This window comes from Brevundimonas sp. AVps5 (assembly GCF_058681515.1).
In genome coordinates, this window is record NZ_CM178740.1 from 2,924,371 (window position 1) to 2,950,195 (window position 25,825).

Annotated in this window: 29 protein-coding genes and 2 pseudogenes; 11 read left to right on the top strand and 20 right to left on the bottom strand. The window is 66.8% G+C overall.

Features of this window, described 5'->3' with window-relative positions; translation table 11 throughout:
* Positions 1 to 139 precede the first annotated feature (139 nt).
* On the bottom strand, positions 140 to 643 hold the full coding sequence (locus ACW18A_RS14825; RefSeq protein WP_492022475.1) for a hypothetical protein: 504 nt from the start codon (positions 641 to 643) through the stop codon (positions 140 to 142).
* 245 nt (positions 644 to 888) lie between these two features.
* On the opposite strand from ACW18A_RS14825, the gene ACW18A_RS14830 reads away from it, so the two are divergent.
* The 3 genes from ACW18A_RS14830 (at position 889) to ACW18A_RS14840 (ending at position 2,860) form a co-directional block, all read left to right on the top strand.
* Positions 889 to 1,350, top strand: a complete 462-nt coding sequence (locus tag ACW18A_RS14830; RefSeq protein WP_492022476.1) for a helix-turn-helix domain-containing protein — start codon at positions 889 to 891, stop codon at positions 1,348 to 1,350.
* 3 nt (positions 1,351 to 1,353) lie between these two features.
* Positions 1,354 to 1,944: a PIN domain-containing protein gene (locus ACW18A_RS14835; protein ID WP_492022477.1), complete on the top strand. Its 591-nt coding sequence runs from the start codon at positions 1,354 to 1,356 to the stop codon at positions 1,942 to 1,944.
* A gap of 85 nt (positions 1,945 to 2,029) precedes the next feature.
* Positions 2,030 to 2,860: a hypothetical protein gene (locus tag ACW18A_RS14840; RefSeq protein WP_492022478.1), complete on the top strand. Its 831-nt coding sequence runs from the start codon at positions 2,030 to 2,032 to the stop codon at positions 2,858 to 2,860.
* A gap of 122 nt (positions 2,861 to 2,982) precedes the next feature.
* Here ACW18A_RS14840 and ACW18A_RS14845 read toward each other — a convergent pair.
* The 7 genes and pseudogenes from ACW18A_RS14845 to groES form a co-directional block, all read right to left on the bottom strand.
* Positions 2,983 to 3,186 (bottom strand): annotated as a pseudogene (locus ACW18A_RS14845) (hypothetical protein); the annotation flags it as partial.
* Between the two features lie 73 nt (positions 3,187 to 3,259).
* Positions 3,260 to 3,679: a hypothetical protein gene (locus ACW18A_RS14850; RefSeq protein ID WP_492022479.1), complete on the bottom strand. Its 420-nt coding sequence runs from the start codon at positions 3,677 to 3,679 to the stop codon at positions 3,260 to 3,262.
* A gap of 140 nt (positions 3,680 to 3,819) precedes the next feature.
* Positions 3,820 to 3,975: pseudogene (locus tag ACW18A_RS14855) on the bottom strand (hypothetical protein); the annotation flags it as partial.
* A 3-nt stretch (positions 3,976 to 3,978) separates the two neighbouring features.
* The gene (locus ACW18A_RS14860) at positions 3,979 to 4,389 is read right to left on the bottom strand and encodes a type II toxin-antitoxin system VapC family toxin (protein ID WP_492022480.1); all 411 of its coding nucleotides are present in this window, start codon (positions 4,387 to 4,389) and stop codon (positions 3,979 to 3,981) included.
* Complete coding sequence (locus ACW18A_RS14865) at positions 4,386 to 4,658, bottom strand: type II toxin-antitoxin system Phd/YefM family antitoxin (RefSeq protein ID WP_492022481.1); 273 nt, start codon at positions 4,656 to 4,658, stop codon at positions 4,386 to 4,388. Before ACW18A_RS14865 ends, ACW18A_RS14860 begins: the two co-directional genes overlap by 4 nt.
* A 244-nt stretch (positions 4,659 to 4,902) precedes the next feature.
* Positions 4,903 to 6,555, bottom strand: a complete 1,653-nt coding sequence (groL, locus tag ACW18A_RS14870) for a chaperonin GroEL (RefSeq protein WP_492022482.1) — start codon at positions 6,553 to 6,555, stop codon at positions 4,903 to 4,905.
* Positions 6,556 to 6,610: 55 nt separating this feature from the next.
* On the bottom strand, positions 6,611 to 6,895 hold the full coding sequence (gene groES / locus ACW18A_RS14875; protein WP_309627137.1) for a co-chaperone GroES: 285 nt from the start codon (positions 6,893 to 6,895) through the stop codon (positions 6,611 to 6,613).
* A 263-nt stretch (positions 6,896 to 7,158) separates the two neighbouring features.
* On the opposite strand from groES, the gene ACW18A_RS14880 reads away from it, so the two are divergent.
* Entirely contained in the window at positions 7,159 to 7,698 is a 540-nt protein-coding gene (locus ACW18A_RS14880) for a hypothetical protein (RefSeq protein ID WP_492022483.1), read from the top strand.
* Between the two features lie 30 nt (positions 7,699 to 7,728).
* Here ACW18A_RS14880 and pgi read toward each other — a convergent pair whose 3' ends face one another.
* Positions 7,729 to 9,324 carry a glucose-6-phosphate isomerase gene (gene pgi, locus ACW18A_RS14885; RefSeq protein ID WP_492022484.1) on the bottom strand — a complete coding sequence of 532 codons (1,596 nt, stop codon included), beginning with the start codon at positions 9,322 to 9,324 and terminating at the stop codon, positions 7,729 to 7,731.
* Positions 9,325 to 9,409: 85 nt separating this feature from the next.
* Here pgi and ACW18A_RS14890 point away from each other — a divergent pair, with 85 nt between their 5' ends.
* Complete coding sequence (locus tag ACW18A_RS14890) at positions 9,410 to 9,877, top strand: hypothetical protein (protein ID WP_492022485.1); 468 nt, start codon at positions 9,410 to 9,412, stop codon at positions 9,875 to 9,877.
* Positions 9,878 to 9,883: 6 nt separating this feature from the next.
* On the opposite strand, the gene ACW18A_RS14895 is transcribed toward ACW18A_RS14890, so the two are convergent.
* The 4 genes from ACW18A_RS14895 to ACW18A_RS14910 all read right to left on the bottom strand — a co-directional run bounded on the left by ACW18A_RS14895 (position 9,884) and on the right by ACW18A_RS14910 (position 13,415).
* A complete protein-coding gene (locus tag ACW18A_RS14895; protein ID WP_492022486.1) occupies positions 9,884 to 10,534 on the bottom strand; it encodes a redoxin domain-containing protein in 651 nt (216 codons plus the stop codon).
* A 23-nt stretch (positions 10,535 to 10,557) separates the two neighbouring features.
* On the bottom strand, positions 10,558 to 12,735 hold the full coding sequence (locus ACW18A_RS14900; protein WP_492022487.1) for a protein-disulfide reductase DsbD family protein: 2,178 nt from the start codon (positions 12,733 to 12,735) through the stop codon (positions 10,558 to 10,560).
* A gap of 67 nt (positions 12,736 to 12,802) precedes the next feature.
* A complete protein-coding gene (locus ACW18A_RS14905) occupies positions 12,803 to 12,979 on the bottom strand; it encodes a Flp family type IVb pilin (protein ID WP_492022488.1) in 177 nt (58 codons plus the stop codon).
* 22 nt (positions 12,980 to 13,001) lie between these two features.
* On the bottom strand, positions 13,002 to 13,415 hold the full coding sequence (locus ACW18A_RS14910; RefSeq protein WP_492022489.1) for a (deoxy)nucleoside triphosphate pyrophosphohydrolase: 414 nt from the start codon (positions 13,413 to 13,415) through the stop codon (positions 13,002 to 13,004).
* A gap of 155 nt (positions 13,416 to 13,570) precedes the next feature.
* On the opposite strand from ACW18A_RS14910, the gene ACW18A_RS14915 reads away from it, so the two are divergent.
* From ACW18A_RS14915 to ACW18A_RS14930, 4 genes are all read left to right on the top strand, one after another.
* The gene (locus ACW18A_RS14915) at positions 13,571 to 14,014 is read left to right on the top strand and encodes a DUF350 domain-containing protein (RefSeq protein WP_492024406.1); all 444 of its coding nucleotides are present in this window, start codon (positions 13,571 to 13,573) and stop codon (positions 14,012 to 14,014) included.
* A gap of 10 nt (positions 14,015 to 14,024) precedes the next feature.
* Complete coding sequence (locus tag ACW18A_RS14920; RefSeq protein WP_492022490.1) at positions 14,025 to 14,855, top strand: S1 family peptidase; 831 nt, start codon at positions 14,025 to 14,027, stop codon at positions 14,853 to 14,855.
* Positions 14,852 to 15,490, top strand: coding sequence for a LysE family translocator (locus tag ACW18A_RS14925; protein ID WP_492022491.1), 639 nt, complete (start codon positions 14,852 to 14,854; stop codon positions 15,488 to 15,490). The genes ACW18A_RS14920 and ACW18A_RS14925 overlap by 4 nt, the downstream gene beginning before the upstream one ends.
* An 85-nt stretch (positions 15,491 to 15,575) precedes the next feature.
* On the top strand, positions 15,576 to 16,127 hold the full coding sequence (locus tag ACW18A_RS14930; RefSeq protein ID WP_492022492.1) for a CC0125/CC1285 family lipoprotein: 552 nt from the start codon (positions 15,576 to 15,578) through the stop codon (positions 16,125 to 16,127).
* Positions 16,128 to 16,149: 22 nt separating this feature from the next.
* On the opposite strand, the gene ACW18A_RS14935 is transcribed toward ACW18A_RS14930, so the two are convergent.
* From ACW18A_RS14935 to ACW18A_RS14945, 3 genes are all read right to left on the bottom strand, one after another.
* Positions 16,150 to 17,175: an alpha/beta hydrolase gene (locus ACW18A_RS14935; protein ID WP_492022493.1), complete on the bottom strand. Its 1,026-nt coding sequence runs from the start codon at positions 17,173 to 17,175 to the stop codon at positions 16,150 to 16,152.
* Positions 17,172 to 18,095, bottom strand: a complete 924-nt coding sequence (locus ACW18A_RS14940) for a class I SAM-dependent methyltransferase (RefSeq protein WP_492022494.1) — start codon at positions 18,093 to 18,095, stop codon at positions 17,172 to 17,174. Before ACW18A_RS14940 ends, ACW18A_RS14935 begins: the two co-directional genes overlap by 4 nt.
* Positions 18,096 to 18,189: 94 nt before the next feature.
* The gene (locus ACW18A_RS14945) at positions 18,190 to 18,948 is read right to left on the bottom strand and encodes a class I SAM-dependent methyltransferase (protein WP_492024407.1); all 759 of its coding nucleotides are present in this window, start codon (positions 18,946 to 18,948) and stop codon (positions 18,190 to 18,192) included.
* Between the two features lie 328 nt (positions 18,949 to 19,276).
* On the opposite strand from ACW18A_RS14945, the gene ACW18A_RS14950 reads away from it, so the two are divergent.
* Positions 19,277 to 19,741: an Hsp20 family protein gene (locus tag ACW18A_RS14950; RefSeq protein ID WP_492022495.1), complete on the top strand. Its 465-nt coding sequence runs from the start codon at positions 19,277 to 19,279 to the stop codon at positions 19,739 to 19,741.
* A 56-nt stretch (positions 19,742 to 19,797) separates the two neighbouring features.
* Here the strand turns inward: ACW18A_RS14950 and ACW18A_RS14955 are convergent, their stop codons facing one another.
* The 4 genes from ACW18A_RS14955 to gpmA form a co-directional block, all read right to left on the bottom strand.
* Complete coding sequence (locus ACW18A_RS14955; RefSeq protein ID WP_492022496.1) at positions 19,798 to 21,051, bottom strand: pentapeptide repeat-containing protein; 1,254 nt, start codon at positions 21,049 to 21,051, stop codon at positions 19,798 to 19,800.
* On the bottom strand, positions 21,048 to 22,319 hold the full coding sequence (locus ACW18A_RS14960) for a pentapeptide repeat-containing protein (protein WP_492022497.1): 1,272 nt from the start codon (positions 22,317 to 22,319) through the stop codon (positions 21,048 to 21,050). Before ACW18A_RS14960 ends, ACW18A_RS14955 begins: the two co-directional genes overlap by 4 nt.
* A gap of 114 nt (positions 22,320 to 22,433) precedes the next feature.
* On the bottom strand, positions 22,434 to 23,054 hold the full coding sequence (locus tag ACW18A_RS14965) for a bifunctional diaminohydroxyphosphoribosylaminopyrimidine deaminase/5-amino-6-(5-phosphoribosylamino)uracil reductase RibD (protein ID WP_492022498.1): 621 nt from the start codon (positions 23,052 to 23,054) through the stop codon (positions 22,434 to 22,436).
* Complete coding sequence (gpmA, locus tag ACW18A_RS14970; RefSeq protein ID WP_492022499.1) at positions 23,051 to 23,776, bottom strand: 2,3-diphosphoglycerate-dependent phosphoglycerate mutase; 726 nt, start codon at positions 23,774 to 23,776, stop codon at positions 23,051 to 23,053. The genes ACW18A_RS14965 and gpmA overlap by 4 nt, the downstream gene beginning before the upstream one ends.
* Positions 23,777 to 23,948: 172 nt before the next feature.
* Between gpmA and ACW18A_RS14975 the strand changes: the two genes are divergently transcribed.
* Positions 23,949 to 25,448, top strand: coding sequence for a phosphomannomutase/phosphoglucomutase (locus ACW18A_RS14975; RefSeq protein WP_492022500.1), 1,500 nt, complete (start codon positions 23,949 to 23,951; stop codon positions 25,446 to 25,448).
* Positions 25,449 to 25,825 lie beyond the last annotated feature (377 nt).

A 25,825-nucleotide genomic window follows, 5' to 3' on the forward strand; every position in this document is an offset into this window, starting at 1 on the left:
GCCTGATCGTCAGGATGAAGCGCCTCCGCGTCCTCCTTCGTCAGAAGCGGGACCTCCGCTAAATCCTCCCCCCTTATGGGGGAGGTGGCGCGGCGCCCCTTCGCGCCGTGACGGAGGGGGCCTTTCCCCCGCACCCTCTTCACCCCTCCACCCCCAGCCGCGCCAGGATCGCCGCCAGCGCGGCCTCCTGCTGCGGCGTCCGCCCGCCGGGCGCCGTCGCCTCCACATCCCCCAGCGCCCGATCCAGCCTCAGCATCAGCGCCGCCAGTCGCCCATAGGCATAGGCCCGCGCCGTCTCCCCGTCCCTCAGCATTCCGACCGTCGTCCGCACCGCCGCCCGCGTCGCGTCCGACAGGTCCGCATCCGCCTTCAGCGCCCGCACGGGCGCATCCGCCTTCACGCCCGAGATTTTCCGAGCCTTCGCCTCCGCCGCCTTCGGCGTCATCGCGCGACGGGTCGTCTTGCGGTGCTTTCGCAGCCAGCCGCCCTCCTGCGCCCGGCGATAGATCTGCCGCTCGCAGCCGCCGAACCTCGCCGCCAGACTCCTGGCGGTCGCCCCGGCCCGATACAGGGCCTCGATCTCGCGCCAGTCATCCTCGCTGTGGCGGCAATACGGACGTCGGTTCAGGGGCGCTTCGGTCATGTCCCGCAGTGTAGGGGGACGGCGACAGGCGGCGCGCCGAATGGCTCTAAATAGAGCCGAGGCTTGATTCGATTGAGGTTCCAGGCCGATGCGTTGATGGGTATGGCCTGATGTTAGGCTCAGCCATGGCCCGTACTCTGCGTCGTTGAAACACGCCGATACGGAACGTTAAGCCGCTTCGAATATTTCTTTCGTTGCGTTTATTTCGAATAATGCCTAGATCATCGCCCCACGGGAGCACTCACATGACCCTGCCAGCCTTCGCCGAGAAACTCGGCGACCGGCTGCCGTCCGCCAACGAGAGGGCGGCGGCCAATCAGTTGCGCCAGATTCTGGCCGCCCACGCCACCAGCGACACGGACCAGCGCCTCCGCGTCCTCGACGACACCGGAAAGGCGGCCGAGATCATCCTCACCCCGGCCCTGTCCGGCCTGCTGATGGACCTGCTGCGCTACATCGGCCAGGGCGACGCCGTGACCCTGGTTCCGGTCAGCCAGATGCTGACGACCCAGCAGGCGGCGGACATTCTGAATGTGTCCCGCCCCTTCCTGGTGTCCCTGCTGGAAAAGGGTGCCATCGACCACGTCACCGTCGGCCGCCACCGCCGCGTCAAGGCGGAGAACCTGTTCGCCTACAAGAAGGCGCGCGACGCAAAACGCAGCGACGCCCTGTCCGCACTGGCGGAGCTGGATGCGGAGCATCTGTAGCCCGTGTTCGCCAACCGCTTCACCGCCCTGGTCGATGCCTGCGCCCTCGCCGGTGCGCTGAAGCGGAACCTTCTCCTGACATTGGCGGAGGCGGAGTTCTTCCGCCTCCGCTGGTCGGACCAGATCCTTGATGAAACCGAGGCCGCGATCACGGCCATCCTGAGCGGCAAGGGCGTCGAGGATGCAGCAGAGCGCGCCGCCCGCGCCCGCTCGGCCATGGTCACCGCCTTCGAGGAGGCCTGTGTCGGCGACTTCTCCGGCATGATGGGCGCCGTCGTCGGCCTCCCGGACGAGAACGACCGCCACGTCGTGGCCGCCGCGCTCAAGACCAGCGCCTCCATCATCGTCACCGACAATCTGAAGGACTTTCCCGAGCAGGTCCTGACGCCGCTGAACCTGGAGGCGCGCAGCGCCGACGCCTTCATCGCCGACACCATCGCCCTGGACCCCGGCCGAGCGGTCTTCGCCATCCGGCGGATGCGCGAACGGTTCAAGAGACCGGAGAAGACGGCCGAAATCCTGCTGCTGGACATGGAGGCGGCGGGCCTGACCGAGACAGTGGACGTGCTCAAGCCGCACGTGCTTTCACTATGAAAGCTAAATCAAGCACCTTGGAATTTTGGAGTTTCAGTGCGCTGACTGCCACCTCGATGCTTCATTTCAATGTGCGATTTGGGAGATGGATTTGGCTGAACCACTAGCTGCGGCACCACCGCCCGAGCCCGCCAAGTTGTTTCTCGACACGCCCCTCTATGAGGTATTCGCTGTCCCCAACTCCGAAAAAGGAAAGGGCTCTATTCTGACCTTGGTCTGGGGTGATGTGGCGTTTGATGCGCATTGCATCCAATGCGGAAGCCAGTCACCTTTCAAGACTGCGAGCCGGAGCTACAGAGATAATGACGCCGATAAAGCTGTGAAGATCGGCTTCTTCGATCACACCGTCGAGTGTCAAAGAAACAGGGCGCACAAATACCGCTACTTTTTCAAGGCGGCCAATATGACGCTAACTAAAATCGGCCAGTGGCCGTCGCTTGAGGACGTCGCTGGCGCGGATATCGAGAAGTACCGTCCTTTGCTTAAGAAGCATTTCGGCGAATTGAAGCGCGCGTCCGGTTTGGCGAGTCATGGGATCGGAATCGGGTCTTTCGTCTACCTTCGTCGCATCTTCGAGAGACTCATTTGGCAACACCATGACGAGCTACCTGTGCCGGTCGAAGGGTTCAGCGGCCTACGAATGGACGAAAAAATCGGGGAACTGAAAGCGGTGTTGCCGCCCGCTCTAGTGAAGCACAAGGCGACGTACGCGATCCTGAGTAAGGGCCTTCACGAACTCGATGAGCAGACCTGCCTCAAATACTTCCCAGTGGTCCGGGCAGCCGTCATCCAGATCCTCGAACAAGATTTCCAAGCGCGAGAGGCGCGGCTGGCAGATGAGTCTCTCGCGCGCGAGATCGCCGCAATTCACGGCGAACTGAAGGGCGGGCAGGACGCCGCAAGGAGCGTTGAATGAGCCGCAGCATTCCAGTCATTGTATGGGGGCGCCCACATCAGGTGTCTGTGCATCAGCGGTCGCCATCAGTATGGATCGCGAGCGGCGACTACATGGGACAGAGCCACCAAACGACCGGTCGTTCAGCCACACAGGCCGCTAACCAGTGGAAGGTCTGGGCCACGACAGTGGGCGGCTAAGAGGGTCTCGCCGGCACCGCCGACCGAACGCTTCTTGGGCACCTCCGCCACGGCCGCCTCAGTGGTGAACAGGATGCCGACCGAGGCCGCGTCCTGACAAGCGGTGCGAACGACCTTTGCGGGGTCGATCACTCTAGCCTGGATCAAGCGACCGTCATCCCGGAGCCTAACGGGTTTTTCCTGATCCGTTGTAGCGCACTGCGCTACAGCGGTTTGTGAGTCAGCTCTCAATCGACCGAAGGGTGTAAGCTGCGATCCATTCCGGGTCGTTTGGGCGTTTGATCTCAATATCCCGCCAAGCGCTCCGGCTCGTGCCGGTCACTCCATTGACGAACTGGCCGGGAGTAGAGGCCTCACCATTCCAGATGAACCGATCACCTTCGATTGAGGCGTAGTGGTATTCGCCAAGGTATCGCATTCGGATTTTTGTGGTGTCGGGCAGGACGAGCGTCTTCCAACGAAAACCGCCATTCGCGCTTGGGAACGTCCGCTCGGACCACTCCTGCATATCCAGCCAGTTCTCAAGAACTGACTGGATGACCCCTACGGCGTCGGCGGCCCGCCCCTGCTTCGCCGCTAGCTGATGAAAGTCGATGAACATGCTTACCGGGATCGGCACGCCTATTTGGTTTTCAGACATCAGTTTCTCCTTGTCTAGATGAACAAAAAACGCAGAAAAACGTAAATACAAGCACAAACGAGCGAGAGCGAGGGTGCAAAAAAACCCCGGCCATTTCTGACCGGGGTTTCTGTAGGTTCAGCGGTAGCTGAGCGTCGGACTTAGAAGTCCATTTCGCCCATGCCGCCGCCGGCACCGCCGCCCGAGCCCTTTTTGGGAGCATCGGCCACGGCCCCTGAGGGGGTGATCAAGATGCCGGCGACCGACGCAGCATCTTGCAGCGCCGTGCGGACTCCCTTGGTCGGGTCGATGACCCCGCCTCACGCCAACCGCACCCCTTCCGCCTCCGCCGCCCGGCGCAGATCGCGGTCGAAGGTCGCCAGCGGCAGGTTCAGCCGCAGCGCCAGTTCCAGATAGAGGGCGTCATACAGGGTCAGGCCGTGACGCACGGCCAGGGGATAGGCGGCGCTCCAGACCGTGTCGAAGCCGCCGGGGTCGATGTCGAACGAGAGCCCGGCGATGGCCTGTCGGGCACTGCGCGCCTGTTCCGGTGTGATCCGGCGTCGACGCTCTGCGGTCAGGATCAGATTGCCGATCTCGGCCGGAAAATGGAACGGCGCGGCCAGCACACCCCGCGAGGCAGCGGCCAGCAGGCGGTCCGCGTCCGGGTCGGACTCGTCCGGGAGCGACCAGCAGCCCACGACCGAGGCGTCGACGACGAACAGGTTCAACGCTGACCTTCGCGGATCCAGGCACGGATCTCGTCGCGCGTGATGGGGCCTCCCGTGGCGCGAATGTCCTCGCGCAGGGCGCGGAACCGCTCGACCACGGCCGCGCCCTCCTCGGGCGTCCGCGTCGGCGCGACCGCGTCCTGAGGCGGAGCGATGCGGGCGACGATGCGGCCGTGGCGGGTGACTATGGTCTCCTCGCCGCGTTCGGCGCGGTCGATCAGTTCGGAAAAGCGGCTCCGGGCGTCGAGCACGCCCAGGGTGGCGGTCATGGCTGAAATCCTGTGCAGAATTCTGCACACAACATAGCATGGGTGACGGACACGAAAAAGGGCGGAGCCTTTCGGCCCCGCCCTCTTCATTTCAGCCTGTGACTGAGCCTTGGACCCCGGCCTGCGCCGGGGCGTCCGGGCGGCGCGAACGCCGCCCTTCCGCCTGGAAGTCCATGTCGCCCCCGCGAGGTCGGCTTGCCCGACCTCGCCCAGCAAGGATGGATGGGGGACCGTGGACTTCTCCTTAGAAGTCCATGTCGCCCATGCCGCCCATGCCGCCGCCCATGCCGCCGCCGGCACCGCCGCCCGAGCCCTTTTTGGGAGCATCGGCCACAGCGGCCTCGGTGGTGATCAGGATCGAGGCGACCGAGGCCGCGTCCTGCAGCGCCGTGCGGACGACCTTGGCCGGGTCGATCACGCCCATGGCGACCAGGTCGCCGTATTCTTCCGTCTGGGCGTTGAAGCCGAAGGTGAGCGAGGGGTTCTCGAGCACCTTGCCGACCACGATCGAGCCTTCGACGCCGGCGTTTTCCACGATCTGGCGGATCGGGGCCTGGATGGCGCGACGGATGATGGCGATGCCGGCGGTCTGGTCGGCGTTGTCGCCTTTCAGACCTTCCAGCGCCTTGGTCGCCTTCAGCAGGGCGATGCCGCCGCCGGGGACGATGCCTTCTTCAACCGCGGCCCGCGTGGCGTTCAGGGCGTCGTCGACGCGGTCCTTCTTTTCCTTGACCTCGACCTCGGTCGAGCCGCCGACGCGGATGACCGCGACGCCGCCGGCCAGTTTGGCCAGACGTTCCTGCAGCTTTTCCTTGTCGTAGTCCGAGGAGGTGTCCTCGATCTGCTTCTTGATCTGGCCGATGCGGGCCTCGATCTCATCCTTGCCGCCGACGCCGTCCACGATGGTGGTGTCGTCCTTGGTGATGGTGACCTTCTTGGCCTTGCCGAGCATGTCGATCGTGACGTTCTCGAGCTTGATGCCGAGGTCCTCGGAGATGACCTGGCCGCCGGTCAGGACGGCGATGTCCTCCAGCATGGCCTTGCGGCGGTCGCCGAAGCCCGGAGCCTTGACGGCGGCGACGCGCAGGCCGCCGCGCAGTTTGTTGACGACGAGCGTGGCCAGGGCCTCGCCCTCGATGTCCTCGGCGATGATCAGCAGGGGACGGCCCGACTGGACCACGGCTTCCAGGATCGGGAGCATGGCCTGGAGGGACGACAGCTTCTTCTCGAACAGCAGGATGAGGGGATCCTCGAGCTGGACCTCCATCTTGTCGGCGTTGGTGATGAAGTAAGGGCTCAGGTAGCCGCGGTCGAACTGCATGCCCTCGACGACATCGAGCTCAGTCTCCGCAGTCTTCGCTTCTTCGACAGTAATAACGCCTTCGTTACCAACCTTCTCCATTGCTTTGGCGATCATCTCGCCGACTTCGGCGTCGCCGTTGGCGGAGATGGTACCGACCTGGGCGATCTCGGAGTTGTTCTCAACCTTCTTGGCCGAGGCCTTGATGTCGGCGAGGACGGCCGTGACGGCCTTGTCGATGCCGCGCTTCAGATCCATCGGGTTCATGCCGGCGGCGACGGCCTTGAGGCCTTCCTGCACGATCGACTGGGCCAGGACGGTCGCGGTGGTGGTGCCGTCACCCGCCTTGTCGTTCGTCTTCGAAGCGACTTCGCGGATCATCTGGGCGCCCATGTTCTCGAAGGCGTCCTCAAGTTCGATCTCTTTGGCGACCGAGACGCCGTCCTTGGTCGAGCGCGGGGCGCCGAAGGACTTCTGGATCACGACGTTGCGGCCCTTGGGACCCAGGGTCACCTTGACAGCGTTGGCGAGGATGTTGACGCCGCGCAGCATCTTGTCGCGCGCGTCGGTGTTGAACTGTACGATCTTGGCAGCCATTGAGGGCAGCTCCTGTCTGGAATTGTAGGGAGAAAAAGCTTGAAAATACCGGTGCTTACAGCACGCCCAGTACGTCCGACTCCTTCATGATGATCAGGTCTTCGCCTTCCAGCTTGACCTCGGTGCCCGACCATTTGCCGAACAGGATGCGGTCGCCCGCCTTGAGTTCCAGGGCGTTGACAGTGCCGCGCTCATCACGGACGCCCGGGCCGACGGAGACGACTTCGCCTTCCTGGGGCTTTTCCTTGGCGGTGTCGGGGATGATGATCCCGCCCTTGGTCTTGGATTCTTCTTCCACGCGCTTGACCAGCACCCGGTCGCCGAGGGGACGAAACGCCATCTGTGTATTCTCCAGTGAAGATTTCAAAGTTTCCTCGTAGCCCCTCCGGGTCGGCTTTTTGGCAGCCAAGCCTCGCGAGTGCTAACGCGAGGTGCAAGTAGGTGCCAGGGTCGGGAGCGTCAAGGCGCGCAGCCGCGATGAACGCCAGATGAACGGGATTTCTGTTCGATCGTTCAGGTTCACAAGCGCAGCAATGGATTTCGTAAGTCGCGGCTCTCCTGATCGAGGGCGCAGGCTGCAATGACGGCTTGGAGGGTGGGACGATGAAGATGTTTCAAATGATTGCCGTTGGCACCGCCGCCCTGACGCTGAGCCTCGCCGCCATGCCGGCCGCAGCGCAGAACTATGGACGCGGCCACGACCGGAATGATCGAGATGACGACGGCGATGCCGTCGCGGGACTGTTGATCGGCGCCGTCGTCGGCGGCATCGCCGGCGCGGTGATCGGCGATGGCGACGACCGCTATGTGGCTACCGGCGCGCTGGCAGGCGCGGCCCTGGGCGTGGCCGCCTCCATCGACGACGACGGCTACCGGTCCTACAGCGGAAGCCACTACGGCTACAGCTATGGTTCGGGCTACGGCTACGGGAACAGCGACTATCGATCCGACTGCGACTACTGGCGCGATGGGCGCTGCTGGCGCAACCGCGGCCACTGGGAGCGTGAGCACGGCATCAACAGCCGCGAGCGAGGCTGGGACAACCGCAACGACCGACGGCACGACCGCCGCGATTGGCGTTCGGATCGACGAGATGATCGCCGGGATGACCGTCGTGACGATCGTCGCTGGCGCAACTACTGACACCGGAAGCGGGCCCTTTCGGGCCCGTTTCTACATCAGGCGAGTCAGCAGGGCAGCCGTCGAGGGATCAAGAGACGCCGGCGGTCCGCCCGCCGCGACGTCCTTGAGGATCGCCCTGGCCAGCACCTTGCCCAGTTCCACCCCCCATTGGTCGAAGGAATTGACGTCCCAGATCACCCCCTCGACGAAGGTCTTGTGCTCGTAGAGGGCCAGAAGGGCGCCGAGCGTCCCGGGCGTCAGCCGGTCCATCACGATGGCGGTCGAGGGCCGGTTGCCGGGGAAGGTCTTGTGCGTAGACAGCCGGTCGGCCTCGGCCGCGTCGGCGCCGGAGGCCAGCAGTTCGGCCCGCGCCTCTTCCGTCGTCTTGCCCAGCATCAGGGCCTGACCCTGGGCCAGCGCGTTCGACCACAGCGGGCTTTCCGGGACGTCGGCATGGGTCTTCGCCACAATCACGAACTCGGCCGGCACGACCTGAGGGCCCTGGTGGATCTGCTGAAAGAAGGCATGCTGCCCGTTGGTGCCCGGCTCACCGAAAACGACGGGACAGGTCCGGCGCGTCACGGGCGAGCCGTCGCGATGGACCCGCTTGCCGTTCGACTCCATCTCGAGCTGCTGCAGGAATGCCGGCAGGCGGCGCAACGCATGAGCGTAGGGGGCCACGGTGCGGGCGGGCCGGTTCAGACCGTTTACATTCCAGATCTGGGCCAGAGCCATCAGGACCGGGGCGTTCTTCTCGAGCGGCGCCGAAACGAAATGGTCGTCCATCGCTGAAGCGCCGGCCAGCATGGCCTCAAACACGTCCGGACCCAGGGCGATGACGCAGCTCAGGCTGACCGCCGACCACAGGGAATAGCGGCCGCCGACCCAGTCCCGGAAGGCGAAGGTGCGGGCGCAGCCGAAGGCCTGAGCCTTGTCCGGCGCGGCGGTGACGCCGATGAAATGCCTGTCCCGACCGGCCTCGGGCAGACCCGCAGCGAGCCAGGCCCTGGCCGCCTCGGCATTGGCCAGGGTTTCCTGGGTGGTGAAGGTCTTGGAGACGACGACGACCAGGGTCGTTTCGGGGTCCAGCCCGGTCACGGCCTCGGCCATGTCGCGTGGATCGACATTGGCAACGAACCGAAGATCGATCTGGGGGTCGAGTGGACGGAGCGCGTCCCAGACCACGCGGGGGCCCAGATCGGAGCCCCCGATGCCGATGTGAAGGATGGCCTTGAACGGTTTCCCGGTCGCGCCTGTCTCAGCGCCGGAGCGGACGGTGGCCGCATAGGCGGCCATGTCGGCGCGGACGGCGTCGACTTCGGCGGAGACGGCTTCGCCGTGGGCATGGAAGTCGGCACCCCTCGCCGCGCGCAGGGCGGGGTGGAGGACGGCGCGGCCCTCCGTGAAGTTGATCGCCTCGCCGCCGAACAGTCGTGCCCGGGCCGCCTCGACACCGGCCGAGCGGGTCAGGCCCAGACAGGTCTCGAAGCCCTCCTTCGTCCAGCTCTGCTTGGACAGATCGAGATACAGCCCCGCCGCCTCGACCGACATCCGGGCCAGCCGATCCGGGTCAGCGGCGAACTGGTCAACGATGCGGGCGTCGGCATCCCGCGCTGCGGCGGCGTCGAAAGCGGTCCAGTCGGTCATGCGGTTTGATCCCCTTAGGCAAGGTCTCGTTTACGGGTGAGGCGTAGACCGGTTCAATCGCCGATTCGCGAAAAGGTCGTTCACCATGTCCTGTGGCATCGCCATCGCCGCCGCCCTCCTGCTCACCGACCCGAGTGTGGCCCTGGCCGCCGCCGAGTCGGCCGCCGTCACGGGGGCTCCGGTCTCGGTCGCGTCCGAGCCCCTGTTCATCGACATCGTCAGCCGCGCCGGCGCTCTGAAGACAGTCGTCGAAGGCTGGAACGGCGTCCTGACAGACTTTGACGCCTTCAAGAGTCAGGCGCAGGAACTCGCCGCTCTCGACATGCAGGCGCATCTGATCCTCAAGGAGCGCGGCACGGACGGCGACCTGAAATGCATCCTGCGCGGCATTTCCGAGGACATCCCGGTCAAGGTCGCGGCCGTCGAGACCGCCGCCACGGACGCGGCCCGCGCCACCGCCCTGTCGGAACTGTCCTATCTGCTGAATGACAACGTCGAGGTCATCACCTCGCCGCCCCAACCCGACGCCCAGAGCGGCCTGCCGACACCCTGAGGCCGATCAGGCCTCGTCCGGGTATTTGATCGAACAACCGTAGGGCTGGGCATAGGCCGTGCGAACGGTCCGGCCGGCCTGCACATCATCGAGGGCCGCGCGGACGAAATTGTTCGCGCCTTCCAGGTCCTTGACCTCGTTGGTCGGACGGTCGTCGATCCCGCCCGTGAACAGGATCCGGCCCTCCCCGTCGATCACCCGCATGTCGGGCGTCGTCATCGCGCCGTAGGCCTTGCCAACGGTCCCTTCGGGATCCAGCAGCAGATGGGTCGAGGCGGCAGTGTTGCGGGCCCGCCAGGCGCGGGCAGCCTCGCCTTCGACATGGCCCTGTTTGCCCGGCGCGGACGAGATCACGGTCAGCCAGACCACGCCGTCGGCGACCGCCTCGCGCTGCAGAGCCTGCATGGCCCCCGACGAATAGTGCTTCTGGACGTAGGGGCAGCCCTCGTTGGTCCACTCGATCACGACCGTCTTGCCGCGGAAGTCGGCGAGCGAGCGCTGAACCCCTTCGCTATCGGTCAGGCTGAAGGCCGGAGCGACGCCGGCCATCGGTGCGACAGCAGCCGTTTCGGTCGCTGCGGGGGTCGCAGGCGCCTCGCCCTGCTGACAGGCTGCGAGAGCGAGAAGGGCGGCGGCGAGGATGGGCAAGCGGGTCACGGCGGCGTCTCCTTCGGATCAACTCAGCGGCTGGCGGTCTCCAGGGCGTCGATCACGACGCCTTCGGTCAGAAGCTGGGGCAGGATGCGGGGCTCGGGCGAGCCGGGCGTATAGAGGAGGTATAGCGGAACGCCGGACCGTCGGCGGCGCTCCAGCTCGCGCGTGATCGCGTCATCTCGTCGCGTCCAGTCGCCGACCAGATAGACCGCGTTCGACGCCGCCATGGCCTCGGCGACCTTGGGAGAACTCAGCGAGGTCCGCTCGTTGATCTTGCAGGTGACGCACCAGTCGGCGGTGAAATTGACCAGCACCGGCCGCCCCACGGCCTGGGCCGCCGCCACGGCCTCGACCGACCAGGGGGCCGAAGGCAGCAGGCCTGACGAGATCGCCATGTCTCCGCCTTCGGCCCGCCCCTGAATGGCGGCGACACCGGTCAGGCCGATCGTGGCGACGATGGCCAGGGTCGCCGTCACGGCGCTGATCACGGCGGTCCCGCCTTGCGCGCGACGCGTCTGATTGATTCCTGCCAGCCAGAGGCCGAGGGCCAGGAACAGGATCGCGAGGAACAGGACGCCCAGCGCGTCTTCCCCCGCCTGCCGGGCGAAGACCCAGACCAGCCACAGGCCGGTGCCGTACATCGGGAAGGCCAGCAGGCCCTTCAGACGATCCATCCAGGGACCTGGCCGAGGCAGCGTCGCCAGCAGACGCGGCGACCGGCTGACGATCAGATAGGGCAGGGCCAGACCCAGACCCAGCATCAGGAACACGACCAGCGCCATTGGCCAGGACATGAGCAAGGCGGCGCCGAGCGCGAAGGCCATGAAGGGCGCGGTACAGGGTGCCGCCACCACCACCGCCAGCCCCCCGGTGAAAAAGGCTCCGACCCCTCCCGGCAGGCGTGACAGGGGCCCGGAACCCGCGGCCTGCAAACCGGCACCGACGTGGAAGACGCCCGACAGATTGAGGCCTGCGGCGACCATCAGAAGAGCAAGGACGGCCACGACGCCGGGCGACTGAAGCTGGAAACCCCAGCCGACGGCCTGCCCCCCCGCCCGCAAGACGAGCAGGATGCCGGCCAGGACGAGGAAGGTGGTCAGCACGCCCGCCAGGAACGCCAGCCCGTCGCGTCGCGCCTCCTCGGGCGCATGGGCGCCGGCGGTCAGTGCGGCCGCCTTCATGGCCAGGATCGGGAAGACGCAGGGCATCAGGTTGAGGATCAGCCCGCCCAGCAAGGCAAAGGCCGCCGCCTGCAGGAAGCCGGTCCAGGACGTCGATCCGCCGCCCGCAGGCTGTTCGGACAGGTCCAGCGCCCCCCCGCCCCCCGCCCCGGGCAAGGCCGGGCCAGGCGTCGCTTCAATCTCCCATGCCCCGCCGTCGGTGACGAGGATGCCCCCGATCGGCCCGGTCAGCCCGTCCGCCGCCAGCGTGCCCCCGATGGCGATATTCAGGGTCAGGCCGTCGGAGCCCTGCTCGCCTGGCTGGGGCGCGGAATGGTCGATCAGGCCGGTCTCGAACGGAAAGAACCAAGCCCGACCGGGTTCGAGCCCCGCGAGCGGCCCGCCGGTGGCGGTCAGGCGCAACGTCCGACCCTCCAAGACGGCCCGGGCTGCGATACCGGCAGGACGCGGCGCGGTCTCGACGACGGTCTGGATCGCCGCACCGAAGCGGGCGTCCAGCGGGGCCGCGCCCTGACCGACCCTGAGATCGAGCCGCAGCGTCACCTCGTCCGGGACGCACATCTCGTCGCTACACACCAGGAACAGGGCGCGGACGACGAGAGTCAGGATGGAGCCGGGCCGGGCGTCGGCCGGAACCTCGACCGGAACCGGCAGCAGGACCTCACCCGAATAGCCGTAGTTCATCAGGTCCTGAAGCCGCTGGCGCTCGGGCGTCGGCCAGACGATGTCGCCGGCGAAGACCCCTGTGGGCAGGGTCCAGTCGAGCGTGGTCGCCCCGCCGGAATCACCGGGATTGCGCCAGTAGGTGTGCCAGCCGGGTTCTATCCTCTGGCGGACGGCGACGATGGCGGTGGAGCCGGGCGCGGCCCACTGACTCATCGGGACCAGTTCGGCCTCGATTCGCACCGTCCGCTGCGGCCCCGGCTGGGCAACGGCCTGCGCACGACTGACCACCGGCGTCTGGGCGAGCGCCGGCGCGGCTGACAGCAACAGCGAAACGAGAAGGGCGAGAAGGCGCAACATCGCCTGCAGCCTTAGCGGCCTGCGGCCGTTGCCGCCACGTTGCAATCGGTCACAGCCGGGCTGCCGCCTAGCTGGTGGCGGCGCTCACGGCGGTCGAGACCTTGTCGAAGGTGCCCGTAGCCTTGCCGGCAAACAGCGAAACTGCGCCGACGATGACCAGGAAGATCATCGCCACGATCAGTCCGTATTCGATTGCGGTGGCACCGCTGTCGCTTTTCAGGAACCGGCGGATCAGGCGCGTCATTCGGCCCTCCGTTGGGCGAAACCTAAAGAAGATCGCGCAACCAGGCGACCAGCGGGGCGTCGGCGGGCGGCATGGGATAGTCCGACAGCTTGTTCGGCTTCACCCAGGCCAGGGCGGCGTGCTCGCGCTTGACGACCACGCCGGACCAGCGCCGGCAGAGGTACAATGGCATCAAGAGATGAAACGATTCGTAAGCGTGGCTGGCGAAAACGAACGGGGCCAGGCAGGCCTCCTGAACGTCGATGCCCAGTTCCTCGTGCAGCTCGCGGATCAGGGCTCCCTCGGGCCGTTCGCCCGGCTCGACCTTGCCGCCAGGAAATTCCCACAGACCGGCCAGCGCCTTGCCCTCGGGCCTCTGGGCAATGAGCACCCGGCCGTCCACGTCAATCAGGGCGACGGCGACGACAAGGACGGTCGGCAGAACGGGCTCGGTCATCCCCCGCCTTAGCCGCTGAAATCACCTCCCTGCAATCATTGGTCATTCAGTGTGTCCGCCGCGTCCTTGCGGATCGGGGCCACAGTCGGGCAAGCAGTTTTACTAGTCCTCCGCCCGCCTCCGGCGGCTTCACCGTGAGATCGTTCCCGCCCGCCATGGCCCCGTCGTCCTTGTCAGACACACTGTCGAGCCCCGAAGTCCAGGCCTTCGCCAGCGGCTTCCCCGTGCTGGTCGTCCATCTCATGGTGACTTTCGGCCTGCTCGCCGCGGGAGCGGTGATCTACGCCCTGTTGACACCATGGAAAGAGATCACCCTCATTCGCGAAGGAAACGCCGCGGCCGGGGTGGCCTTCGGCGGCGTTCTGCTGGGACTGGCCATTCCGCTGGCCGTGTCCATGTCGGTTTCGACCTCGGTCGCGGACATCGCCCTTTGGGGTCTCGCGACCCTGGTTCTCCAGCTTCTGGCCTTCCGCATCGTCGACCTGGTCCTGACCGGCCTGCCGCAGCGGATCCAGGAGGGTGAGATCTCGGCCGCCGTCCTGCTTGTCTCCGCCAAGCTGGCCACGGCCCTGATCGTCGCCGCCGCCCTGACGGGCTGAGCCGGCGCGAATGCGTTTTCCGCGTCCGCCGGACTGGCTGATCTATTCCAGTGTCGTCCTGACCCTGGTGTTGGGCTCGCTGAGCCGGCGCGAGAACGCCGACGCGCCGCCCGCCCCGCCGCCGCCCGACGAGATCGAGGGCGCATTGCTGGGGCCCGTCACTCCCTTTGATCCCTCCGTGACGGTGACCGCGCCGGATGCGACTTTCCAGCCCGTCGCCGGCACGGCCTTCTCCATCGCCGGGCGCGGGCGCTGGCTGACCGCGCGCCATGTCGTCGACGGATGCCGCAGGCCGGCCCTGGTCGTCGGCGGCGGCCGTGCAGTCGCGGCCGACGTTCGCCTGTCGCCCCGGGCCGACATCGCCCTCCTGATCACCGCAGGCGGCCCCCCGGCCCTGCCGGTCACGACCAGTACGCCGCTGCATGTCGGCCAGCGCGCCTTCCATCCCGGTTTCCCGCAGGGCCGGCCGGGAGAGGTCACCTCGCGTCTTCTGGGCCGGGAGACCCTCAAGGTTGGTGGTCGCGGGGCGCATGAAGAGCCGGTCCTGGCCTGGGCAGAGGTCGGACGCACGTCGGGGCTGGAAGGCACTCTTGGGGGCTTGTCCGGCGCGCCCGCCCTGGACCGGCGTGGCCGGGTGGTGGCCCTGACCATCGCCGAGGCACCGCGTCGCGGACGACTTTACACCACCGCCCCCGACACCCTGGGTCCCGCCATCCGGGGCGAACAGCAACCGGACGAGCAGCTGGAGAGCGAGCCCATCACCGTCGACAACTATGGCCGGGTCGCCGACGATCTGCGCCGTGACCTGCGCGTCGCCCAGGTGGTCTGCCTGTCGACGTGAGCGCCCTTCCGGTCGATCCCCATCTCTATGTCGTCTTCCTCGGCGTGATGGCCGTCATGGCGGTGACGCCGGGACCGGCGAACCTTTTCGCCATCGCCACGGGGATGGAGCGGGGCAAGAAGGCGGTGCTGATCGCCGTGGCCGGCATGAATCTCGCCACCCTGGTCTGGTTCGGCGCGGCGGCGCTCGGCCTCGCCGCCCTGGTGACAGCGTTTCCGGAGGTTTTTCGCTGGATCGCGATCGCGGGTGCCCTTTATGTGGCATGGCTGGGCGTTTCCTCGATCCGGTCCGCGTTCGGACCCGCGACCAACGACGTCTCGACAGAGGGCCGGACCCAACTGCGCCGCCCCGCCTTCGTCGATGGTTTCCTGGTGCAGATCGCCAATCCAAAGGCGGTGTTGTTCTTCACCGCCGTGCTGCCGCCCTTCCTCGGCATCGACCGTCCCGCCGCCCCACAGCTGGCCCTGTTCGCAGTGGCAGTCATCGGAATGGACGTGCTGACCATGAGCGCCTACGGTCTCGGCGGTGCCGTTCTGGCGCGGCGGATGAACGAGCCTCGGTTCCGGCGCGGCTTCGGCGTCTTCGTCGGCTCCCTGCTTCTGATTGCCGCGGTCCTGATTGTCTTGCGATTATAGGGACTTGCGCGCTGCTGGAACGTCGCTGTTCATGCACCGTTCAGGTTGAATAACGGATTTCTCGCTCAAAGTTTCGGAGCTTCCAATGACCTCTTCGCTCAAGTCCCTTCTGGTCGTCGCCGCCTCGGCCCTGACCCTGGCTGCCTGCGCCACCTCCACCGCCTACGCCCCCGCCGGCTTCAACGGCCAGCGTGGCGGCTATGCCGAGCAACGGCTGGAGAACGACCGTTACCGCGTCAGCTTCTCGGGCAACTCCGTCACCTCGCGCGAACAGGTCGAGATGGGCCTGCTGCTGCGCTCGGCCGAACTGACCGCCGCAAACGGCTACGACTGGTTCTCCACGGTCAACCGCGCCACCGATCGCGATACCCGCTACCAGACGATCAACGACCCGTTCTTCAACCGCTACAGGCCGTTCTGGGGTCCGTCTTGGCGCTATTTCGGCCCGCGCGGCTGGAGCGGGTGGAACGATCCCTTCTGGGGCCGTGACGATTTCGACGTTCGTCAGATCGATCGCTACGAAGCCACCACCGAGATCTTGATGGGTCGCGGTGCCAAGCCCGCCGGCGATGCCAACGCCTTCGACGCCCGCGAAGTGATCGCCAACATCGGCGGCAGCGTCACCCGCCCGATGTAAGTCACGGGGCCGGCGCAGTTGCTCAGGCGACTGCGTCGGTCTCCGCCTCCACCGCCGCGAGGTCGTTGATCGGCGAGACATAATCCGCCATCGCGTCGAACTCGTTCAGAAAGATCGCGCGGAGATCGTCGGCCTCCATGATGACCTCGTGCTTGGCGTGGTCGACCTCGACATAGCGACCGCGACCCAGCCGTTTGGCGGCCCAACGGTTGGTCTGTTTCCAGACCCGGTCGTCGTCGCCCGACTGCACAATGGTGCAGGGAATCTGCACCGACTTCAGCGCCTTGGGCTTCAGCGATCGCTCGCCCGCGTCGATACCGAACGCCAGCCAGCCCCAGGTCGGGCCGCCGACAGCGAGGTGCGGACAGGCGTAGAGCTGCTGACGCCACAGTTCATACCGGGTCTCGTCAGACGTCAGGGCGTCCTTTTCGAAGGTGTGGTCGAACGGATCGTCGGCATCGTCCAGGACGAAGTCCCCGGCCTTGCCGTGGCGCACATTCCAGCGCACCGCCAGTTTGACCGACCACATCGACCGCTTGCCGGTCTTGATACGCAGCATGGGGCTGGACAGGATCGCGCCGGCGAACCGGGTCTCTCCCGCTTCCAGACACAGCAGGTTCAACACCCCGCCCATCGAATGGCCGACCATGATCCACGGCTTGGGCGCGCGGGTCTCGAACGCATCCAGAAGCCGGGCGTAGTCGTCCTGGAACTCCTCGACCGCCCGGGCATGGCCCTTCAGTCGATCGGGCAGCAGGCGTGCCGACAGGCCCTGGCCGCGCCAGTCATGGGCCAGGACGCACCAGCCGCGCGCGAGGAAATTGCCGATGACCTCGAAATATTTCTCGATCGGCTCGGTCCGTCCCGGGCTCAGCACCACGGTGCCGCGGGGCTTCGGCGCGACGAGCGCCGACGGGGTCCAGAACGCGGCCCGCAAGCGCAGTCCCCCGGCGCCCCGGAACCATTCGCCGACTCCTCCCGGGGGAGCGGCGGCTCCGGGCACGCCCATCAGCGGGGCATTGGCTGCAAAGGCGGCGGCGCGGTTCACTCGGGCTTCCTGAACTTCAAGGTCATGCGATCGCTCTCGCCAATCGCGCGGTATTTGGCAGTGTCGAAGGTCGGGTCGGGAGCCTCTCCCTGGGCCGCCGTCAAGAGACGGGGGGGCAGGGTCTCGGCGCCGAAGGGATGGTCCTTGGTGTCTTCCGGGTTGGCGTTGATCTCGGACGCCGCGACGAAGATGAACCCCGCCTCGGCCGCGAGCTGTTTGACGAACGCTTCCTGGACGTATCCGTTCGCGGCGGCGGGATCCTGATCCTGATCCGGAGCCAGGCGATGCTGTTCGATGCCCAGAACACCGCCCGGCTTCAACGCTGCATAGGCGTCGGCGAAGGCCTTCTCCGCGATCCCGGCGGCCATCCAGGCGTGGATGTTCCTCATAAACAAGGCCATGTCGGCCGTCCCGGCCGGCGCGACCGGGCCGGTCGCCGACCCGAAGGCGCTGAACTTCACTTCGCCGTAAAGCCTGCGGTCAGAGCCGAAGCGACGTTCGAAGTTCGCCACCAGCGCCGCCTGGGCGGGGTTCGCACCCTCGCCCGTGACGAAGCCCGCACCATAATACTCACCGCCACCCTTGTTCAGATAGGGGGCCAGGATTTCGGTGTACCAGCCGCTGCCGGGCCAGAACTCGACCACGTGCATCGGCGGCTGCAGGCCGAAGAAGCGTAGGGTCTCCAAAGGATGGCGGTAGATATCACGCGGCCTGTCGGCAGCACGCCACGGCCCCTGGATCGCCCACTCAAGCGAGCCTTCCGGGGGGCCAGAAGGCGCTTCGGGACCTGTGGACTTTTCGTCCTTGCGGCCGCAGGCGGCGAGGCCCGAAGCAAGGCCCGAGATCAGCAGGACGCCCGCCCCGACGAGCATGGCCCGACGCGACGGCTCGTTTCGCCCGATCCGCGCCCGATCCCGCATCAACACTCCCCAAACAACCGAAGTCCGGAGGGCCATGCCGCCCCGAACCGGGTTGGGATAGAGAGGTTCGCCAATGCCGTCAAAGCCTCGTGCTTCAGGCCGGCCTGCGGAAGCGCAGCGTCATCCGGTCACTCTCGCCGATGGCGTCGTATTCGGCGCGTTCGGCCTCGGTCAGGGGCGTGGCGCGGTCGGTAGCGACGCCCTCGCGCGCGGCACTGGTCCGCACCGGCGGCAGGGTCCAGACGCCGAACGGGTGATTATGATCGTCCTTGGGATTGGCGTTCAGCTCACTGCGTCCATCCAGCACGAAACCGGCCGCCCGGGCGGCTTGAATGACGTGGCTTTCCGAGACATAGCCGCTGGGGGCCGTCGCATCGGCGTTCAGTCCCTCAGCCGCGCGATGCTGTTCCACGGCCAGGATGCCGCCGGGCTTCAGGGCCTTGAAGAAGGCCGCAAGATAGGGACCCGTGCGCTGGGGGTTCGACCGGTGCCAGTTGTGGAAAGCGCGGGCCACCACGATCAGGTCCGCCGTGCCGTCGGCCACGACCATTCCTTCCAGCGGACGGTTGACGGGAACATAGGTCCCGCCGGTCGCAGCGGCGTAGGGCTGCAGGATCGCGCTCCACCAGCCACCCCGACCCGGCTCGATCTCGACCACCGTCGATCCGGGCGTCAGCCCCCAGAAGGTCAGGGTCTCGAACGGATGGCGATAGGCGTCGCGGGCGACGTCTGCGGCCGGACGCGCATCGGAGCCGATCGCGGCCTGCAGCGCCTCATCCTCCTGCAGGACCGGGGCCGGCATGGCTTCCCGGCGCGCGACGCGCTGGGCTGGGGTTTCGCCGGACGCCGGCATGGTCTGGGCCGCCGCAGCGGCCGCCGACAAAAGTCCGATCGCCGTTGCGAGAATGAGTTTCGACGCGCGCATGGTTGTCTCCTGAATGAGGTGGCGGCACCTTAAGGACCGGTCGCGCACGGGCAAGTGACGATCCTGCAATCGTCAGGGTCTTGACGCCGCATGCAGACTTCCCACCTCTTCATTCGAGAGCGCCGATCCCGGGCTCTTGCAGACCAGGCGGGGCCCAGAAGGGACCGTTCGGGCTGATCCCTACCGCCGTCCCGGGCACCTTCTCAACTTTGGGGGGCAGGGACGGTTCAATCTTGCTGATGATCAGGAGATCGACATGCGTACCATCGACTTCACCCCCCTCTATCGTTCCGCCGTGGGCTTCGACCGTCTTGCCGGCCTGCTGGAAAGCGCCGCGCGCACCAGCCAGGAGAACGGCTGGCCTCCCTACAACATCGAGACCACGGGCGAGAACGCCTACCGGATCGAGATCGCCGTCGCCGGTTTCAAGCCCGACGAATTGACCCTTGAGGTCAAGGAAAACCTGCTCACTGTCGCCGGCCGGAAGACCGCCAATGACGATGCGTCGGCGAACCGCACCTATCTGCATCGGGGGCTGGCCGAGCGCGACTTCGAACGCCGTTTCCAGCTGGCCGACTATGTCGTGGTGACCGAGGCTGCGCTCGACAACGGCCTCCTCACCGTCAGCCTGAAGCGCGAGCTGCCCGAGGCTCTCAAGCCCCGGCGCATCGAGATCGCGACCCCGGCGGCGGCGGCGCTGATCGAAGGCGAGGCGGCGTAAGCCTCAGGCATCGCGAGCGAATGGAAAGGGCGGTCCTTCGGGCCGCTCTTTTTGCGTCAGGCGGCGACCGCCGGTTGTCGCATGCCCGTCACACGATCGACGCGGGTGTCGGTCAGGTTCGCGCCGTCCAGATCGGCGCCTGTCAAATTGGCGCCGGTCAGGTCAGCGCCCGTCAGATTGGCCTTGGACAGATCGGTGCGAACCAGTTCGGCGTATCGCATCCGCGCGCCGCCGAAGGTCGACGACACGCTGCGGGTCGGTCCCAGGGGCAGAGGACTGATGTTGGCACCGGTCAGGTCGATCTTGGTCATCAGAGCCTCACCGAAGCGGGCACCGCGCAGGTCCGCCTTGCCCAGAAGAGCACCACGCAGATCAGCCTTCTCGAAATTCGCGCCCTGCAGCTGGGTGCCGCGCAGATCGAGCCCCGCCAGGCAGGCGCCCCTGGCGCTGATAGCCGACAGCTTCAGCCCCTTCAGCCGATCGCCGAGCGGGCGAAGGTCCTCGCCGTCCAGGACAGCCGGGCCGCCCAGAACGCCGCCGCTTTCAGCCCAGGCGTTGGCGTCCAGCGCCATTTGATAGAGTTCCTCGGCCCGGGCGATGGTCGCCGCGTCGGGCTCCCGGATGGAACCGGTCGTGTCGGTGCGGTCGAGCCTGGCCCTGTCCATGGCTACGCCGGTCAGGATGGCGCCGCACAGGCGCGCGCCCGCCAGATTGGCCCCGCCGACGTCGGCGCCTTCGAGAAGGGCGCCGGACAGATCCGCATCCTTCAGATTGGCGCCGTTCAGTCGGGCGCCCCGCATCGAACAATCGGTGAAGTCAGCCTTGCAGGCACTGACGCCGTCGAAGCGCGACCCGTCCAGGGTCGCCCCCGCGAAGCGGGCCCCATCCGCCAGACCGGTCCGGGTCTCGTGGCGAGCCGAGGCGAGACCCTTGGTCTCGTGCGGGACGGCAATCACGCCTTCCCGGAAATCGGCCTGGGTCAGGTCGGCCTCTGAAAGGTCGGCGCCCTGCAGGCAGGTTCCCCGGATATCAGCCCGCCTCAGGCAGGCGCGGGTCATGTCGGCGCCGCGCAGGTCGCAACCGAACAGCACCGCCCGCTCCAGTCGCGCCCCGGCCATGCTACAGTTCTCCAGGATCGAGCCGGAAAAATCGGCATCGTCGAGGACCCGGTGCGCCATGGAGAGTCCCGTCAGATCGACGAACTTCAGCGACAACCTGCGCCCGCCGGATTTGCCGGTCACGAACCGCTCGTGGGCGGCGGCGAACAGGTCGAAATCGCCCTGGCCAAGGCGGCGCCTCACCATCGTCATGCCGTATCCCCCTCCCGCTGAAGTCCGCGGACCCCGGCGAGAACCGCGTCTGTAAAATCGACATGGCGCGTCTGGGCGCCATGCATGGTTGCCCGGGTCAGGTCCGCGCCGACAAGGACGCAGCGACGCAGATCCGCCCTGGAAAAGTCTACCGAGCGCAGCACGGCCCTGGTCATGTCGACCGGGAACAAACGGTCCGGCCCGAGCATCAGCGGCCCGAGCTGGGCCTCGCGCAGGTCCGCGCCGTTGAGGCGCGCCCCGACCAGTCGCGCCCCGCGCAGGTCCGCCCGACGCAGATTGACCGAGCGCAGGTCCGCTCCCTCAAGGTGCGCGCCCTGAAGCTGCACCCCTTCCATGTTCAGACCGTAGAAGACCGCGCGCTTCGCCGAAAGGGCGGTGAGGTTGAGCCCGGTGATCGAGCCCAGGCCACGCAGATCGACATCGTCGAACACCGACGGCTGGCCCTCGGAGCCCCCGCTCTCGCACCAGGTGGCGTGTTCGTGCAGCATATCGGCCGCCGGCAGGTGGGCCACGGGTTCTCCGGCCGAACCCCCGTCTGTCAGAGCGCCGTCCAGATTGGCGCCGTCGGTCCGCCAGGCCGACGAGATAACCCCGACCAGGATGGCGTCGCGCAGGTCGGCCCCTGTGAGATCCGCCCCGGACATGTCCGCCCCCGCGAGGTCCGCACCCCGGAAATTGGCCTGTTTGAGGTTCGCCCGGACCAGTTTGCAGTCCTTCATGATGGCGTCGGAGAAGTCCGCCGACTGGGCCGCAATGCCGGACAGGCGCGACCGCTGCAGATTGGCCCCGACCAGGCTCACGCCCTGGGCCTGGGTGAGCTCACGTCCCCTGGCCTCAACCACGCGAAAACCTACCTTGCGGTCGGCCGAGGCGATCGTGCCTTCGCGAAGATCGGCCTCGAACAGGTCCGCGCCCGACAGATCCGCGCCGCGCAGGCAGGAGCCGCGCAGATCCGCGCGCCGCAGCGAGGCTTCGACGAGGATTGCGTCCTGCATGTCCGCACCGAAGAAGGAGGCGTTGTCCAGCTTGCAGCCGCTCAGGTCGCACCCGATCATCGACGAGGCGGCAAAATCGGCGTCCGCGAGATTGCGGCCCCTGAGATTGAGGCCTGAGAGGTCCATCCAGGCGAAGACCGCCCGCGCGCCGCCGGGGCGCGCCTGCCACAGGCGGTCGTGACGCGCGCAGATCACGTCGGCCTCCTGCTGGCTGATGCGGCGTCGAAGGACGCCTTCCGGGACTGCTGACATGGTCCCATCATGGGACAGGGTCGCTTAAGGAAGGTTTTCGAAAACGCTGGTGTTCCGTGAGATATCAGAGGCGTCGCGAAGCCTGCCCCAGGTCGCCCGAACGGGCGTCAGGCTCTAGGACGTCAGCAGGCCCTGCTCGGCGAGGGCGTCGGCCAGTTCACCGGAAGAGGTCCAAAGGCGGGTATAGCCGGCCTCGCCCAACCGCTTCAGCTCGGTGATGAGGTCGGCGCGGGCCGATGCGGCGAAACGGGCGTCGAACCCCTTGCCGTCGGCGCTGATCCGAACCATCGGCCGGCCGGTCTCCAGCCGGTGCAGGAAACCCTCGGACAGGACCGCGGCTTCCTCCTTCATCAGGCCGGTCTCGACCTGGAGTCCCGCCTGACGCAACCGTTCAGTGCCCCGACCCGAGGCGAACGGCGACGGATCCAGCGCCGCCACCACGACCCGGGCGATCTTCGCCTCGACCAGGAACTGGGCGCACGAGGCCCGGCCCGACGATCGCGCGCCGCAAGGTTCAAGCGTTACATAGGCGGTCGCACCCTCGACCTCGGCACCGGCCGCCGGCACGGCCTGCTCCTCGGCATGAGGCCGGCCGCCCGCAGCGGTCGCGGATTCAGCCAGCACCCTGCCGTCCTTGACGATGACGCAGCCCACCGCCGGGTTGGGCCAGGTCTCGCCCATCCGGTCGAGCGCCAGGTCGATGGCCCGGCGCATATGGACCGCGTCCCCGCTCATGCTGCGGCCGGGGCGATGGCCGGGAGTTCGGTGGCGCGCCCGGCATCCAGATAGCGGGCCGAAACCGGCTTCAGATCGGCGTCCAGGTCGATCTCCAGCGGGTTGCCTGTCGGAATCTCGACCCCGACGATCTGGTCGTCGGGCACGTCGAACAGGTGTTTGACGATGGCGCGCAGAGAGTTGCCGTGGGCGGCGATGAGCACGTCCTCCCCGGCCTTCAGCCGCGGCGCGATGGCCTCGTTCCAGTAGGGCAGGACCCGGTCGAGCGTGGTCTTCAGGCTCTCGGTGTCCGGGATGGCCTGTCCGGCATAGCGGGCGTCCTTCGAGAAGTCCCACTCGCTGCCGGCCTCCAGCGGCGGCGGCGGAATGTCGTAGCTGCGCCGCCAGATCTTCACCTGGTCCTCGCCGTGCTTCAGGGCGGTCTCGGCCTTGTCCAGCCCGGTCAGGCCTCCGTAGTGGCGCTCGTTGAGCTGCCAGTCCTCGACCACGGGAATGTTGGACAGGCCCGCCGACGACAGCGCCAGGGCTCCGGTGCGTTTCGCACGCGTGAGGACCGAGGTGAACATCACGGCAGGCCTGAACCCGGCCTCCGCGATCAGTTCACCGCCGCGCCGCGCCTGGGCCTCGCCCTCGGCCGTCAGGTCGACGTCGACCCAGCCGGTGAAGCGGTTTTCGAGGTTCCATTGGCTCTGGCCGTGGCGCAGCAGGATCAGGCGGGGCATGGGCTCTCCGATTTCGGTCTGCATCGGGTAGGGCGGGCCTCGGCGGGGGTCAAGCGGAGGCTGTCGCATGGGTTTCGCAGGGCAGCGATAACAGGGGTCGGGCGTTGTTGTGGGCCCGCCCCCCTGCGGCTATACCGCCTCGCCGAACCCTCCTGCCTTTCAAGGACATCGCATGCTGAAGCCCCGCCAGGACCTGGTTCCGAACACCTTCGAATTCGAGACCGTCCCCCTGGTCAAGCCGACAGGCTTCCGGGAGTACGACGCCCGCTGGATACTGGAAAAAGAGATAAACCTGCTCGGCATCCAGGCCCTGGGTCTGGCCCTGGCCACCTACGTCCACGAATCCGGCGTCCAGCCGCGCATCGTCGTCGGACACGACTACCGCTCCTATTCCTCGACCGTGAAACACGCCCTGATCATCGGCCTTCTGGAAGGCGGGATGGAGGTTCTGGACATCGGTCTGGCCCTGTCGCCGATGGCCTATTTCGGCCAGTTCGCGCTGGAGGCCCCCTGCGTCGCCATGGTCACCGCCTCGCACAACGAGAACGGCTGGACCGGCGTCAAGATGGGCACCAACCCGCCCGTCACCTTCGGGCCCGAGGAAATCGGGCGGCTGAAGGAGATCGTTCTGACCGGAACCGGCGTCGCCCGGGCCGGCGGACGTCTGGAGCGGGTCGAGAACTTCCGCGAACAATATCTCCAGGAGGTGGTCGGCTCGATCAGGCTGAACCGGCCGTTGAAGGTCGTCTGCGCCTGCGGCAACGGCACCGCCGGTGCCTTCGCCCCTGAAGCCCTGCGCCGCATGGGCTGCGATGTCATCGAGATGGACTGCGACCTCGACTACAATTTCCCCAAATACAATCCGAACCCCGAAGACCACGCCATGCTGATGCAGATGGCCGCGCGGGTGAAGGAAACCGGTGCCGACCTGGCCCTGGGCTTCGACGGCGATGGCGACCGCTGCGGCGTGGTGGACAACACGGGCGAAGAGATCTTCGCCGACAAGATCGGCCTGCTTCTGGCCCGCGACCTGTCGGCCCTGCACGCCAACGCCACCTTCGTCGTCGATGTGAAATCGACCGGCCTCTACAAGACCGACGAGGTCCTGAAGGCCAATGGCGCGACCACCGTCTACTGGAAGACCGGCCATTCCTACATCAAGCGCAAGACGGCCGAACTGGGCGCCCTGGCCGGGTTCGAGAAGTCGGGCCACTTCTTCCTCGCGAACCCGATCGGCCGCGGATACGACGACGGACTGGTCGCCGCCGCCGCCGTGCTGCAGATGCTGGACCGCAATCCCGGCAAGACCCTGTTCGATCTCAAGTCGTCCCTGCCGGACGCCTGGACCAGCCTGACCATGTCGCCCCACTGCGACGACGAGATCAAATACGACGTCCTCGCCAGGGTCGTGGCCGAATACGAGACACTGGCGGCCGAGGGCGGCTCGATTCTGGGTCGCAAGATCGTCGAGGTCATCACGGTCAACGGCGCGCGGGTCCATCTGGAAGACGGGTCCTGGGTCCTGGTCCGCGCCTCGTCGAACAAGCCGGAGATGGTCGTGGTGGTCGAGTCGATGCGGTCGGAAGACGACATGCGCGACCTGTTCCACAAGGAGGTGAAGCCCCGCCTCGCCGCCCACCCGGAAGTCGGCACCTACAACCAGGAAATCTGAGGCCTCCTTTCCCTGACGCCGCGTCCGGACTCAAAAACAGAGTCCGCCGGGTCCGGCGAGTCCGGATGTCCCGCACGTCGCGCAATGAAGACACGAGTGTAAGGGCGTTTCAGGCCGTGATGGATAAAAGGCCTCTCGTTAGAGCCGGGCTATGATTCCAAAGGCGGATTCGGACGATCCGTTGATGGGTATGGCCCGAGTTCCTTCTCCCCTTGCGGGAGAAGGTGGCCGAGCGAAGCGAGGTCGGATGAGGGGTCGCGCTGATGTTCAGCCAGCTCTGCCACCACTCGCTCCAGCCGCCGGCGCGACCCCTCACCCGACCACACAAGGACGACGGCTGCGCCGCCGTGTGTGGTCTCCCTCTCCCGCAAGGGGGA